The sequence below is a fragment of the Streptomyces sp. NPDC107500 genome (assembly GCF_055582785.1).
This window is the reverse complement of the sequence record NZ_JBVJPF010000002.1, coordinates 855,945-870,069: the sequence shown is the minus strand read 5'-3', so window position 1 is coordinate 870,069 and position 14,125 is coordinate 855,945. Positions and strand designations below refer to the sequence as shown.

The 14,125-nt window shown below is 71.3% G+C and carries 9 protein-coding genes; 7 read left to right on the top strand and 2 right to left on the bottom strand.

From position 1 onward, the window contains the following. The first annotated feature begins 1 nt into the window (after window position 1). The 4 genes from ACZ67M_RS09975 (at window position 2) to ACZ67M_RS09960 (ending at window position 5,933) form a co-directional block, all read left to right on the top strand. On the top strand, window positions 2–793 hold the full coding sequence (locus ACZ67M_RS09975; RefSeq protein ID WP_064730313.1) for an ATP-binding cassette domain-containing protein: 792 nt from the start codon (window positions 2–4) through the stop codon (window positions 791–793). Further along, on the top strand, window positions 790–2,082 hold the full coding sequence (locus ACZ67M_RS09970) for a sugar ABC transporter permease (protein WP_392101178.1): 1,293 nt from the start codon (window positions 790–792) through the stop codon (window positions 2,080–2,082). The genes ACZ67M_RS09975 and ACZ67M_RS09970 overlap by 4 nt, the downstream gene beginning before the upstream one ends. Before the next feature lie 265 nt (window positions 2,083–2,347). Beyond that, window positions 2,348–4,276, top strand: a complete 1,929-nt coding sequence (gene dxs / locus ACZ67M_RS09965; protein ID WP_469850375.1) for a 1-deoxy-D-xylulose-5-phosphate synthase — start codon at window positions 2,348–2,350, stop codon at window positions 4,274–4,276. A 151-nt stretch (window positions 4,277–4,427) separates the two neighbouring features. Further along, a complete protein-coding gene (locus ACZ67M_RS09960) occupies window positions 4,428–5,933 on the top strand; it encodes an amino acid permease (protein WP_392012383.1) in 1,506 nt (501 codons plus the stop codon). Window positions 5,934–5,990: 57 nt separating this feature from the next. On the opposite strand, the gene ACZ67M_RS09955 is transcribed toward ACZ67M_RS09960, so the two are convergent. After that, window positions 5,991–6,368, bottom strand: a complete 378-nt coding sequence (locus ACZ67M_RS09955; RefSeq protein ID WP_469850373.1) for a PIN domain-containing protein — start codon at window positions 6,366–6,368, stop codon at window positions 5,991–5,993. A gap of 81 nt (window positions 6,369–6,449) precedes the next feature. Between ACZ67M_RS09955 and ACZ67M_RS09950 the strand changes: the two genes are divergently transcribed. Together ACZ67M_RS09950 and ACZ67M_RS09945 are read left to right on the top strand one after the other, a co-directional pair. After that, window positions 6,450–7,472, top strand: a complete 1,023-nt coding sequence (locus tag ACZ67M_RS09950; RefSeq protein ID WP_392101175.1) for a DUF8189 domain-containing protein — start codon at window positions 6,450–6,452, stop codon at window positions 7,470–7,472. Between the two features lie 119 nt (window positions 7,473–7,591). After that, the gene (locus ACZ67M_RS09945) at window positions 7,592–8,716 is read left to right on the top strand and encodes a PLL family lectin (RefSeq protein ID WP_469850370.1); all 1,125 of its coding nucleotides are present in this window, start codon (window positions 7,592–7,594) and stop codon (window positions 8,714–8,716) included. Window positions 8,717–8,787: 71 nt separating this feature from the next. On the opposite strand, the gene ACZ67M_RS09940 is transcribed toward ACZ67M_RS09945, so the two are convergent. Then, complete coding sequence (locus ACZ67M_RS09940; protein WP_469850368.1) at window positions 8,788–9,876, bottom strand: LCP family protein; 1,089 nt, start codon at window positions 9,874–9,876, stop codon at window positions 8,788–8,790. A 397-nt stretch (window positions 9,877–10,273) separates the two neighbouring features. On the opposite strand from ACZ67M_RS09940, the gene ACZ67M_RS09935 reads away from it, so the two are divergent. Next, window positions 10,274–14,113: a bifunctional glycosyltransferase/CDP-glycerol:glycerophosphate glycerophosphotransferase gene (locus ACZ67M_RS09935; RefSeq protein WP_469850367.1), complete on the top strand. Its 3,840-nt coding sequence runs from the start codon at window positions 10,274–10,276 to the stop codon at window positions 14,111–14,113. Window positions 14,114–14,125: the final 12 nt, after the last annotated feature.

The window sequence follows — 14,125 nt, the reverse complement described above, 5'->3', positions numbered from 1 at the left end:
GATGGTTCACGTGTCCGCTACGCCCGTGCTGGCGTTGCGCGGGGTCTCCAAGCGATTCGGTGCCGTCCAGGCGCTCACCGACGTAGAGCTTGAGGTCCACGCCGGTGAGGTGGTCGCCCTGGTGGGCGACAACGGCGCCGGAAAGTCCACGCTGGTCAAGACGATCGCCGGCGTGCACCCCATCGATGAGGGCGCCATCGAGTGGGACGGCAGGTCCGTCTCGATCAACAGGCCGCACGACGCCCAGAACCTCGGCATCGCGACCGTCTACCAGGACCTCGCGCTGTGCGACAACATCGACGTCGTCGGCAACCTCTACCTGGGCCGGGAGCTGCGCAAGCGCGGCGTCCTGGACGAGGTGGAGATGGAGCGCCGCTCCCGCGAGCTGCTGGACACGCTGTCCATCCGCATCCCGAGCGTGCGCATCCCGATCGCCTCGCTCTCCGGCGGTCAGCGCCAGGTCGTGGCGATCGCCCGCTCCATGCTCGGCGAGCCGAAGCTGGTCATCCTGGACGAGCCCACCGCCGCCCTCGGCGTCGAGCAGACCGCCCAGGTCCTCGACCTCGTCGAGCGGCTGCGCGAGCGTGGCCACGCGGTCATCCTCATCAGCCACAACATGGCCGACGTCAAGGCGGTCGCCGACAAGGTCGCCGTCCTGCGCCTCGGGCGCAACAACGGCATCTTCGAGGTCAAGTCGACCTCGCAGGAAGAGATCATCTCCGCCATCACGGGCGCCACGGAGAACGCCGTGACCCGTCGTGCGGCGCGCACCAATGGGGAGATCAAGAAGTGAGCATCGACAAGACCTCCACGGCCGCCGAGGAGAGCTCGGTGGAGAACGCCGACGCGGCTCCCGCCGCGGTCGCCGCGGTCGACCCCCGGCTGCTGGTGCGCGAGCAGGGCCTCGCCGGCTACCTCGGCGAGTTCAAGCGGAAGATGAAGGCCGGCGACCTCGGGTCCATCCCGGTCGTCGTGGGCCTGCTGGTCATCTGGGCCATCTTCACCAGCCTGAACTCCAACTTCCTCACCGCCGGCAACTTCTCCGACATGTCGGTCGCCATGGTCGGCACCGGCATGATCGCCGTCGGTATCGTCTTCGTCCTGCTGCTCGGCGAGATCGACCTGTCGGTCGGCTCGGTCAGCGGTGTCGCGGGCGCCACCTTCGCGGTGCTCAGCGTCACGCACGGGATGAACGAGATACTCGCCCTGGTGCTGGCGATCCTCACCGGAACCGCGGCCGGCGCCATCCACGGCTTCGTCTTCGCCCGCATCGGCGTCCCCGCCTTCGCCGTCACCCTGGCCGGCCTGCTGTTCTGGCAGGGCTTCATGCTGCAGATCCTGGGCGACAACGGCACGATCAACCTCGACTCCGACGGCGTGGTCGTCAAGCTGACCAGCTACTACTTCAGCGACGTGGCCGCCGCCTACGGCCTGGCGATCGTCGTCACCGCCGGGTACTTCCTCAGCGCGTTCTTCGACAACCGGCGCCGTGAGTCCGTCGGAGTGCCGTCCCGGCCGCTGAACGAGATCATCGTGCGCACGGTGCTGCTCGCCGTGCTGGCCTTCGCCGTGGCGATCGTCTTCAACCAGTACAAGGGCCTGCCGCTGGCCGTCGTGATCTTCCTGGCCTTCCTGCTGCTCACGGACTTCGTCCTGCGCCGCACCGCCTACGGCCGGAAGATCTTCGCACTCGGCGGCAGCGTCGAGGCGTCCCGCCGGGCCGGCATCAACGTCGAGCTGGTGCGGATCTCGGTCTTCGCGATCGCGGGCACCTTCGCCGCGATCGGCGGCCTCTTCGTCGCCTCGAAGATCGCCTCCGCCAACCAGGGCGCGGGTACCGGTGAGTTCCTGATGAACGTCATCGCCGCGGCCGTCATTGGCGGCACGTCCCTCTTCGGCGGCCGCGGCCGCACCTGGGACGCGCTGCTCGGTGTGATGGTCATCATCTCGATCCAGTACGGCCTCGCCCTTGAGGGCATCGCCTCGCCGGTCCAGTACATGATCACCGGTGGCGTGCTGCTGGCGACCGTCGTCATCGACGCGGTCACCCGCAAGACCCAGAAGACGGCCGGCCGCGCGTAGCGGCCACCGAAGCCCCTGGTGCGGCCAGTACGGCCGACGACCGCCCGCCCGCCCGGCTGAGCCCCGGGAGGGCGGGCGGACCGTTGTGCCGTGGCGTTCGGGGGACGGTGCGCGTCGGTCGCCGTCGGCGGGGCAGTCGTAGAACGGTCCGCCGCTGGGTAAGGCCGAACGCGTGACGTACGACGCACCGCCCGGACACGTTCCGCCACGGCGGAACATTAGACTCGGGCAGGCCCGGCAACAGCTCTACTGCAAGGAGGCACGGGTGCCGCTGCTGACCCGCATCACGGGACCGCGCGATCTGGACCGGCTCAGCCTGGAAGAGCTGGGCGGCCTGGCAGAGGAGATCCGCACCTTCCTGGTCGACGCCGTGTCCAAGACCGGCGGCCACCTCGGCCCCAACCTCGGCGTGGTGGAACTCACCCTCGCCCTGCACCGCGTCTTCGACTCCCCGAAGGACAAGGTGCTCTGGGACACGGGCCACCAGTCCTACGTGCACAAGCTGCTCACCGGCCGCCAGGACTTCTCCAGGCTGAAGATGAAGGGCGGCCTGTCCGGCTACCCCGCGCAGGCCGAGTCCGAGCACGACGTCATCGAGAACAGCCACGCCTCCACGGTCCTCGGCTGGGCCGACGGCATCGCCAAGGCCAACCAGGTCCTCGACCGCGACGACCACGTGGTCGCCGTCATCGGCGACGGCGCGCTCACCGGCGGCATGGCCTGGGAGGCGCTGAACAACATCGCCGCCGCCAAGGACCGCCCCCTCGTCATCGTCGTCAACGACAACGAGCGCTCCTACGCGCCCACCATCGGCGGCCTCGCCAACCACCTGGCGACCCTGCGCACCACCGACGGCTACGAGCGCTTCCTGGCCCGCACCAAGGAGGTCCTGGAGCGCACCCCGGTCGTCGGCCGCCCGCTCTACGACACCCTGCACGGCGCCAAGAAGGGCCTGAAGGACTTCATCGCCCCGCAGGGCATGTTCGAGGACCTCGGCCTGAAGTACGTCGGCCCGATCGACGGCCACGACCTGGAGGCCCTGGAGTCCGCGCTCACCCGCGCCAAGCGCTTCGGCGGTCCGGTCATCGTGCACTGCCTCACCGAGAAGGGCCGCGGCTACCAGCCCGCCCTCCAGGACGAGGCGGACCGCTTCCACGCCGTCGGCAAGATCCACCCCGACACCGGCCTGCCCATCTCCACCTCGGGCGCCGACTGGACCAGCGTCTTCGGTGAGGAGATGGTGAAGATCGGCGAGGAGCGGGAGGACGTGGTCGCCATCACGGCCGCCATGCTCCAGCCGGTCGGCCTCGACAAGTTCGCCAAGGCCTTCCCGGACCGCGTCTACGACGTCGGCATCGCCGAGCAGCACGGCGCGGTCTCCGCGGCCGGCCTCGCCCACGGCGGGGTGCACCCGGTCTTCGCGGTGTACGCCACCTTCCTCAACCGCGCCTTCGACCAGGTGCTGATGGACGTGGCCCTGCACAAGTGCGGCGTCACCTTCGTGCTGGACCGCGCCGGTGTCACCGGCACCGACGGCGCCTCCCACAACGGCATGTGGGACATGTCGATCCTCCAGGTCGTCCCCGGCCTGCGGCTGGCCGCCCCGCGCGACGCCGACCAGGTCCGCGCCCAGCTGCGCGAGGCCGTCGAGGTCGACGACGCGCCGACCGTGGTCCGCTTCTCCAAGGGCGCGGTCGGCCCCGCCGTGCCCGCCGTCGGCCGCGTCGGCGGCATGGACGTGCTGCGCGCCCCCGGCACCGACACCCCGGACGTCCTGCTGGTGTCCGTCGGCGCGCTCGCGCCGATGTGCCTGGAGGTGGCGGACCTGCTGGACAAGCAGGGCATCTCCACCACCGTGGTCGACCCGCGCTGGGTGAAGCCGGTCGACGAGGCCATGGCGCCCCTCGCCGAGCGCCACCGCGTGGTCGTCACCGTCGAGGACAACTCGCGCGTCGGCGGTGTCGGCTCCGCCGTCGCCCAGGCGCTGCGCGACGCGGGCATGGACGTGCCGCTGCGCGACTTCGGCATCCCGCCGCGCTTCCTCGACCACGCCTCCCGCGCCGAGGTCCTGGCCGAGATCGGGCTCACCGCGCCCGACATCGCCCGCCAGGTCACCGGTCTGGTGGCCAAGCTCGACGGCCGCTACGACCGCACGGGCGCCGACGCGGACGCCGTGCAGGCGGCCCGCGACTGACGGGACGCCGGCGCTGTTGCGCCGATGGGCCGGTCTCTCCACCCGTTGCGGTGGTGAAACCGGCCCATCCGCGTGAATCGGCTCACGCCGGGGCATACGCAGTACGCCCCCCTCTCGATCATGTCGGGGACGACAAGCGTCGGAGGTACGCGTGAGCAACAGCAGTCTTTTCAGGACCAAGAAGATCGAACAGTCGATCCGGGACACGGAGGAACCGGAGCACGCGCTCAAGAAATCCCTGTCCGCGCTGGATCTGACCGTCTTCGGCGTCGGTGTCATCATCGGCACCGGCATCTTCGTACTCACCGGCACGGTCGCCAAGAACAACGCCGGGCCCTCCGTGGCCCTGGCGTTCGTGGTCGCCGGTGTGGTGTGCGGGCTCGCCGCGCTCTGCTATGCCGAGTTCGCCTCCACCGTCCCGGTGGCGGGTTCCGCCTACACCTTCTCCTACGCCTCGCTCGGCGAACTGCCCGCGTGGATCATCGGCTGGGACCTGGTCCTGGAGTTCGCGCTGGGCACGGCGGTGGTGGCCGTCGGCTGGTCGGGGTACATCCGTTCGTTCTTCGACAACGCCGGCGTGACGTTCCCCGAGACCCTGGGCGGCCGGGACGGGGCCGACGGCTTCGGCTTCGACATCCTCGCCGCCGCCCTGGTGCTGGTGCTCACCGGCATCCTCGTCCTCGGCATGAAGCTCTCGGCGCGGATCACCTCGCTGGTCGTCGCCATCAAGGTGACCGTCGTCCTCATCGTGATCATCGCGGGTGCCTTCTTCATCAAGGGTTCCAACTACGACCCGTTCGTCCCGAAGTCGCAGCCGGTGGATGCCGGGGCGGGGCTCGACTCGCCACTGATCCAGCTGATGTTCGGCTGGGCACCGGCGAACTTCGGCGTCATGGGCATCTTCACCGCGGCCTCGGTCGTCTTCTTCGCCTTCATCGGCTTCGACATCGTCGCCACGGCCGCCGAGGAGACCCGCAACCCGCAGCGGGACATGCCCCGCGGCATCCTCGGCTCGCTGTTCATCTGCACCGCCCTCTACGTCGCCGTCTCGATCGTCGTCACCGGCATGCAGCACTACAGCGAACTGTCCGTCGACGCCCCGCTCGCCGACGCCTTCAAGTCCACCGGGCACCCGTTCTTCGCCGGCGTGATCAGCTTCGGCGCCGCCGTCGGCCTGACCACGGTGTGCATGATCCTGCTGCTCGGCCAGACCCGGGTGTTCTTCGCGATGAGCCGCGACGGGCTGCTGCCCCGCTTCTTCTCCCGCGTCCACCCGAAGTTCCGGACGCCGTACCGGCCGACCATCCTGCTCGGCGTGATCATCGCGATCGTGGCGGGCTTCACCAGCCTGAGCGAGCTGGCCGAGCTGGTGAACATCGGCACGCTGTTCGCGTTCGTCATCGTGGCGATCAGCGTGATCATCCTGCGCCGGACCCGCCCGGACCTGCCGCGCGCCTTCCGCACCCCGCTGGTTCCGGTGCTGCCGATCGTGTCGGTGGCCGCGTCGCTCTGGCTGATGCTGAACCTGCCCGCCGAGACCTGGGTCCGGTTCGGCATCTGGATGGCCATCGGCGTCGTCGTGTACTTCCTCTACAGCCGCAACCACAGCCGTCTGGCCACCGGCGAGGAGACCCCGGCACCCCCGGCCGGCCAGTAGCCGGACGAAGGCGGCGCCCGGTCCCGGAGGAGTCGCTCCGGGACCGGGCGCTCGCCGTCACCGGGGCCGTACGGTCCGAGGCCCCGTCACCTCCGCTCCCAGTTCCGCCACCCGGCGGCGCAGCTCGCGGTCGGCCGTCACGACCAGGACGGGGCGCCGGTCGGCGGCCCGTTCGACCAGGCCGACCATGTGGTCGTCCCCGCTGCCGGGTGCCGACTCGACCCGTACGCCGTCGACGGACTCCACCCCGCGGGCCGCGCCCTCCACCACCAGCACGATCTCCACCGGACCGGTGTGACCCGGCACTCCGTCCGCCGCCAGGCGGTCGCGCAGGCGCTCCGCGGCCCCGCGCCGGTCGCGCCACCAGCCGTCGGGCACCGAGCCGACCACGTTCGCGGCGTCGACGATCACGAGCAGGGGTGCGTTGTCGTCCATGCGGTCAGGGTCGCACGCGGCCGCCGCCCCTCGACGGCACCCGATCGACACGGAGCCGGTGCCCCCGCTTACAGTGATGCGGTGAATGGCGACTGGCTTCTCCTCGGCCGCGACGGCCGCCTCAGCGTGTACCTGCCGACCGACGACGCCGCCCTCTGGCGTGCCGAACGCGTGCCCGCGGGCGCCTGGGAGGCCCCGCGACGGCTCGGCGGCGACCAGGCACTGCGCCCCGGCCTCGCGGTCGGCAGGGGCCCCGACGGCTACGCCCATCTGGTCGCCTGGCGGCCGACCGGCGCCGACCGGTCCGGACTCGTGCACACCACGCACTTCCGGCCGCTGCTCGCCCCCCTGGACTGGGAGCCGGCCGGCCACCCCAACAAGCAGGGCGACCGCACCGGAACGCCGGCCGTCGCGGTCGACGCCCAGGGGCGCGCCCACGTCTTCGTCCGCAACGGGGGCGGCGGCCTGAGCATGGTGGCCCAGAAGGAGAAGGGCGGCTGGGACCCCTGGCGCGACCTGAAGGGCCGCGGCGTCCAGGAGGCGCCCACGGCGGCGACGGCCGAGACCGGCCTGGTCGAGGTGTACGCGCCCGTCCCGGACGGCATCCTGCACTGGCGTCAGGACAAGGCGGGTGCGCGGCCGGTGCTGGGGGAGCGCCTCGACGCGGCGGTCCGCCCGGGCACCCTGCGCGCGCTCGCGACCTCCGCCGGGCACACCACCGTCCTGTACACCGACGACGGCACCGGTGAGCTGTGCGCCTGGCGCCCCGGCGGCAAGCCCACGCCCCTGGTGGCCGCCGCGGGACCCGGCCCCGTCTCCGCCGTCCGCTGTGTCATAGACGGTCACGACTGCACGGTGGTCGCCCAGCGCTCGGCGGGCAGCGGCCGGGTCGCCTTCGCCGCGTACCCCTCGGAACTGGAGGAGATGGGCGCGGCCTGGACCGAGTCGGGCCCCGCGCTCCCGGCCGACGCGACGGTCTCCCTGGCGCTGGACGCCGACGGCCGCCTGGTGGCCGCGACCCTCGCCCCGTCCACGGGGCAGCTCCACCTCGCCCGGCGGAAGGACGAGGCGGGGCTGGCGCTGGGAGCGTGGCAGGCCGTCTGACGCCACCCGGCGGCCCGGTGACGGACACATGGGGAACTGGTGAACGAACGGCATATGATGTTCCGCGTTCGACGGTCCCTGTCCGTGACACGGCGGGCTTCAGGAAGGTGCAGCAGGCCATGCGGAGAAAGTCGGCGGCCCCGGTCGGCACGGCCGGCCGGGTCGGGCCCGGCACCGCGGAGCGCGGGCACGACGGCGCGGCCGGACCGCCGCACGGCGACTGGCTCACCCTCGGCAGGGACGGCCGCCTCAGCCTCTACCTGCCCGCCGAGGGCGGCCTGGTGCGCTGGACGGAGACCGCCGTGGGCGGCCCGGACTGGAGCGGGCCGCACTTCGTGCCCGTCGCGGGGCTGACCGACCTGACGGTGGTGCAGGGGGCGGACACCTACGTCCACTTCCTGGGCCGCCGGGAGCGCGAGCGGTCCGACGGCGCGCCGGGCGTGGACGTCGTGCACGCCATCCAGTACCAGACCGGACTGGCCTTCACCGAGTGGCGCTCGCTGGGCAACCCGCACCGCGACCGCGCCGAGGGCCGGGGACTCGGGGTGCCCGTGGGGGCGGTCGCGTCCGACGGCACGGTGCACGTCTTCGTACGCAACGCGAACGGCGGCCTGTCGCTGCGCCGCGAGGCGCCGAACGGCAAGTGGCGCGCCTGGGAGGACCTGCGCGGCAACGGGATCGACGGACCGCCCGCGCCGGTCGCGCTGTCCGGCGGCCGGCTGGAGGTCTGCGCCGTCTCCGCTTCGGGCGTCCTGCTGTGGCGCCAGAACGAACCGGGCGGCGACTTCGCCGGGCCCCAGGGCCTCGCCCTGCGCCCGGTGCCGGGCACGGTCACCGCGGTGGAGACCGGGCCGGACCGGGCCACGTACTTCTGGACCGACGCCGAGAGCGGCGGCGCGGCCGCGTGGCGGGAGGGCGACTGGCCCGCCGCGCTGGGCGGATCGCCGGCCGAACGGCCGTACGCCTCCCTGCGCACGGCCGTGGACGGCTACGACTGCGTCGTCCTCGCCCACCGGACCCGGGACGGCTCCGCGCTGTTCGGCATGGGTGCCACGGAGAACGAGACCGGCGGATTCTGGTGGTACGCCCTGACCGAGTCGTGCCAGGGCGCACCGGCCCTGGCCCGCGATGGGCACGGGCGCGTGGTGATGGCGCTGATCGGGGCCGACGGCATCCCGAAGGTGGCCCGCCAGGACGACGGCACCGGCCTCGCCCTCACCCGCTGGCGAACCCTCGGCGCCTGAGCGACCGCCTGAGCGGCCGCCCGAGCGGTCGGCGTCCCGCGGCCGTCCCGTGCGGACGTCCTGGCGGGGAATCAGCCGCCCGTCGCGGGCGACTTCTTGGCGGACTCGGGGATCTCGGAGTCCGACCGGACGGCCTTCCACAAGTCGGCGGCCTGCGGCTCGGCGGCCACGACCCGGTTCGGGTCGGTCTTGTCGTACGCCACCGGCAGCATGATCGTCTCCATGGTGGCGGGGTCGACCCCGTTCATGCTGCGCGCGAACTCCGCCAGGCTGGTCAGCGAGGCCAGTTCGGAGTCCGTGGTGAGCGCGGTGGTGAGGCTGTCGGCGATCTTGTACGTCTTGGTGGGGCTGCCCAGCAGGTCCTGCTTCTTGACCTCGCTCAGCAGCGCGATCAGGAACTGCTGCTGGAGCCCGATGCGGCCGAGGTCGCTGCCGTCGCCCACCCCGTGCCGGGTGCGCACGAAGGCCAGGGACTCGGTGCCGTCGAGTGTGTGGGTGCCGGCGCTCAGGTCGAGGCCGCTCGCGGGGTCCTTGATGGGCTCCTCGACGGTGACGGGCACCCCGCCGATGGCGTCGACCAGGCCCTTGAACCCGGCGAAGTCGATCTCCATGTAGTGGTCCATGCGGACGCCGGACATCTTCTCCACGGTCTTGACCACGCAGGCCGGACCGGCCTGCGAGTACACGGAGTTGAACATCACGCGCTCCGCCTCCGGCAGGGCGGAGCCGTCGGACTTCTCGCACGCGGGGCGGGTGACCAGGGTGTCGCGCGGGATGCTCACGGCGACGGCCTGCTTGCGGCCCTCGGGTATGTGCACCACCAGGGCGGTGTCCGAACGGGCCCCGGCGACCTTGCCGGTGCCGAGCGAGGCGTTGTCGCCGGCGCGCGAGTCCGAGCCGAGGACCAGCAGGTTCTGTCCCGACGTCGGCAGCTTCTCCGGACGGTCGGTGCCGAGGGCCTTGTCCAGGTCGACCCCGTCGATGTTCCCGTTCAGGCCGCTGTAGAGCCAGTAGCCGGTGCCGCCGAGGGCGAGCAGGAGCACGACGAGCGACAGCAGGACGATCCGTCCCCAGCGTCTGCGGCGGCGTGGCGCGCGGCGACCGCCGTCCGGCGCGGCCCGGCGGGCACGCCGAGGCTCCGTGGTGGCGCTGTGCGTCATGGTGGTGGGTTCCTCTCCTCACGGGCTCCGCGGTGGCGGAGTCGCAGGGCCCGGGTGGGGGGAGGCCGGCCCGCTGGGCGGTCGTGTCAGTGCGAGCACTATATGTGCTCACGCCCAGTTATTTTGCGAGCGGGGAACCATAGCGGGTAACAGCGATGTACGCCACATTAACTCCCCTTGACCAGCCTTAAGGGTGACATAAGATGTGGCGAACCTGTGACGGCTGTGAAGGGGGGCTTTCTGGCCGGCAGGGGTTTCCGGTGTGGCCGTTCACGGTGGGGGCCGTGGCCGCGTCGGACAGGGGAGGGGCGTCCAGTGCGGACTGTTCGGCAGCCCGCTGGGCGAAATGTCTTGGTAGGAGTACGAGTTGGTGGATCACCCGCGTTTGAGCATCGTCGTGCCCTTTCAGGACGTCGAGACCTATCTCGCCGAATGCCTGGAGTCGATCGCGCGGCAGTCGTTCCGTGACTTCGAGGTGATCCTCGTCGACGACGGCTCCACCGACGGCTCCTCGCGGATCGCCGCCGACTTCTGCGCCGCCGACCCGCGCTTCCGGATGATCCGCCAGGAGGCGCAGGGCCCCGGGCACGCCCGCAACACCGGCCTGCGCGCCATGCACCCCCAGGGGGAGTTCCTCGCCTTCGTCGACGGGGACGACGTCATCCCCGAGTACGCCTACGGCCTGCTGGTCCGCACCCTGGAGGGGTCCGAGTCGGACTTCGTCTCGGGCAACGTGCAGATGATGAACTCCACCAAGAAGTGGCAGTCACCCCTGCACAAGGGTCCGATGCAGAAGAACCGGCGGGGCACGCACATCACCCGGTTCGAGGCGCTGATCTACGACCGCACCGTCTGGAACAAGATGTTCCGGCGCACCTTCTGGGACTACCACTACATCGCGTTCCCCGAGGGCGTCATGTACGAGGACTCCTGGGTCAACATGTACGCCCACTTCCGCGCCGCCAAGGTCGACGTCGTCACCGACATCGTGTACTTCTGGCGCCGCCGCGAGGGCGGGGCCGCGCCCTCGATCACCCAGCGCCACACCGAGCTGTCCAACCTGCGGGACCGGGTCGCGGCGGTCCAGTCGGTCAGCCGCTTCCTGGCCGACCGCCGCTCGCGCCAGTACGAGGAGAGCAAGCGCAAGTACGACCTCGCCTGCCTGAAGTCCGACCTGATGCTGCACCTCAAGGTGCTGCCGGACGCGGACGAGGAGTACCGGCAGTCGTTCATGCGGTGGGCCAACGAGTTCCTCGACGAGACCGACCTGACCATCATCGACGAACTGCCCGCGGACGCCCGGGTCAAGTGGCTGCTGGTGCGCGAGTGGCGGCTGGCCGAGCTGCTGGAGGTCATCGAGTTCGAGCGGCGCGGCGGTCCGATGCCGGTCCAGCGCCGCTTCCGGCGCTACCTGAAGTACCCCTACCTCGGGGACCGCGGGGTCGGCCTCGACAAGAAGGCGTTCCGGCTCGACAAGGAACTCTCCCTGCACGGCTCGCTCGGCGGGGCCCGCTGGAGCACCAACGGCCATCTGCTGACCCTCACCGGGAGCGCGTACGTGCGCTTCATCAACGTGCACAAGCGGCACATGTCGGTGAAGGCGCTCGCCCTGCGGAACAAGAAGCAGGGGCGGATGGTGATCACCCCGGCGAAGACCACCTACGCGCCCCAGGCCACCGAACACTCCAACCAGAACCGCTACTGCTACGACTGGGCCGGCTTCGAGGCCCGGATCGACACGACCCGGCTCAAGCGCAAGGGCCAGTGGGTCGAGGGGACCTGGGACGTGGCCGCCGGTGTCCTCAGCCGCGGGCTGTTCCGCTACCGGGGCATCGACCGCGGCGGTGCGGGAAGCTCCGCCAACCCGCCGTACCGCTATGTCGACAAGAACACCCGCATCCTTCCGGTCTTCCTCCAGGGCAAGCTGAAGCTCCGGGTCGAGATCGTCCGCTGCCGGATCACCGGCCACCGCGTGACCGGCGACCAGCTGGAGGTGCGCGGGGTCTACCTCGGGCCGCGCGTGCCGGAGTGGGGCAAGCTGCGCGTCACCAGCCTCAGCGGCGCGGGCCAGCACGACGGCCGCGTGTACTTCACGGCGGGCGGCGAGGGCTGGTGCACCTTCTCCGCCAGGCTCCCGCTGCGCTCGCTGGTGCCGGCCTTCCGGGCCGACGCCCAGGCCGACGCGGACATCCCGGAGTCCTGGAGCATGGGCAGCAACGGCTGGAAGACGACCCTCCACGTGGAGGGCCGCAAGGGCGCCCTCTACCCGGTGATGGCGGAGGAGACGCCCGACGGCCACTACCGGATGCCCGGCTCGCTACAGACCCGGGAGGGCGACCGCGAGGTCGTGGTGCACCGCAACGGCTCGGGCTACCTCGTCCTCTTCGAGCGCGCCACCCTGCCGACGGTGAATCGATTCTCCTGGCATCAGGACGGCTCGCTGGAGATCCACGGCCGCTACCTGGCCGCGGACCGGCTCTCGTCGCGCGAGTACCGGGACGCCCACCTGGTGGTCCGCTCCCGGGCGCACGGCGCGGAGCGCGAGGTCCCCGTCGAGTGGGACGGCAACGCGTTCCGGTCCCTGGTCAGCCCGGCCGCCATGCGGACGCTGGCCGGCGACATCCCGCTCGCGGCCGGCCGCTGGGACTTCTTCCTGCGCCGGCAGGACCTCTCGGCGGTGGCCCGCGAGGACCGCCTCGAAGACCTGATGGTGAAGATCGAACAGGATCTCGTCGCCGCCTTCCCCGAGGAGTACGAGGAGGACGAGCGCCGCTACGAACTCCAGGCCGAGGCGTACGACCGGCTCTCCCTGCTCGTCCACTCCGCCATGCCCGACTACGCCCGCGGCCCCTACCGCCAGAAGCTGCTGCGCACCAAGGCGTACCCGGCGGCCCGCCGGCAACGGGTGCGCCCCGCCGTCCTCTTCGACGCCTTCAAGGGCACCCAGTACTCGGACAGCCCCCGCGCCCTGCACGAGGAACTGCTCCGGCGCGGAACCGACCTCGAACAGCTGTGGGTGGTGCGCGACGACCAGGTGGAGGTGCCGCCCAGCGCGATCCCGATCCGCATGTGGTCGCCCGAGTGGTACGAGGCCCTGGCCACCAGCCGGTACGTCGTCGCCAACAACCACCTCCCCGACTGGTTCCAGCGGCGCGACGGCCAGATCGTCGTGCAGACCTGGCACGGCACCCCGCTGAAGAAGATCGGCCACGACATCGAGTCCATCCACTTCGCCGACCAGCGCTACCTGGAACGGGTCGAGAAGGAGGTGCGGAACTGGGACATGCTGGTCTCGCCCAACAGCTTCTCCACCCCGATCCTCCAGCGCGCCTTCGGCTTCCCCGGCGAGATGGTCGAGTCGGGCTACCCCCGCAACGACATCCTCCGGCTGTCCGGCACCGAGGAGCGGGAGCGGGAGATCCGCCGCCGCATCGGCCTGCCCGAGGGCAAGCGGGTCGTGATGTACGCGCCCACCTGGCGCGACGACCAGTACTACGCGCCCGGCAAGTACAAGCTGGACTTCCGTATCGACCTCGCGGACGCCCGCGCCCGGCTGGGCGACGACCACGTCCTCCTGGTCCGCCGCCACCCCAATGTCGTGGACCCGGTGCCCGGCGCCGGCGACGGCTTCGTCTTCGACGTCTCCGACTACCCGGACATGGCCGAACTCTCCCTGATCACCGACATCATGATCACGGACTACTCCTCCCTGATGTTCGACTACGTCAACACCGGGCGGCCCATCCTCTTCTTCACCTACGACCTGGACCACTACCGGGACACCCTGCGCGGCTTCTACTTCGACTTCGCTAGCAGCGCCCCCGGCCCCCTCCTGCACACCTCCGAGGCGCTGGTGACGGCCGTCGAACGGATCGACCGGATCGAGGAGGCCTACGCCGACCGGTACCGCTGGTTCCAGCGCGAGTTCTGCGACCTGGACGACGGTTACGCCTCCGCGCGGCTCGCCGACCGGATGCTCGTGGCGGGCGGCGACCTCGATCCCGGGCAGGCGCAGGCACCGGCCGTGGGCACCGTCGACACCCGGCAGGCGGGGCGGCCCATGACGCCGGTCCAGGGCCGTGCCGGGAACTGGTTCACCGCGCCGCGCCGGACGGTGCAACCGGGGCCCGCCGCCGCGCCCGTGGTCGGTACCGTGCCCTCGCAGCCCGGGCCGGAGCACGCCGGCCCTCCGCAGCTCATGCCCGGCGGGCGGACCTTCGAGGGCGCGGTCGTATGACTCCGGTACTCG

What these genes read in the sequence shown, in the direction of transcription:
- ACZ67M_RS09975 (WP_064730313.1), top strand. Translation starts at nt 2, where the DNA reads ATGGTTCACGTGTCCGCTACGCCCGTGCTGGCGTTGCGCGGGGTCTCC.
- ACZ67M_RS09955 (WP_469850373.1), bottom strand. Translation starts at nt 6,368, where the DNA reads ATGGACGACAACGCACCCCTGCTCGTGATCGTCGACGCCGCGAACGTG.
- ACZ67M_RS09945 (WP_469850370.1), top strand. Translation starts at nt 7,592, where the DNA reads ATGCGGAGAAAGTCGGCGGCCCCGGTCGGCACGGCCGGCCGGGTCGGG.
- ACZ67M_RS09940 (WP_469850368.1), bottom strand. Translation starts at nt 9,876, where the DNA reads ATGACGCACAGCGCCACCACGGAGCCTCGGCGTGCCCGCCGGGCCGCG.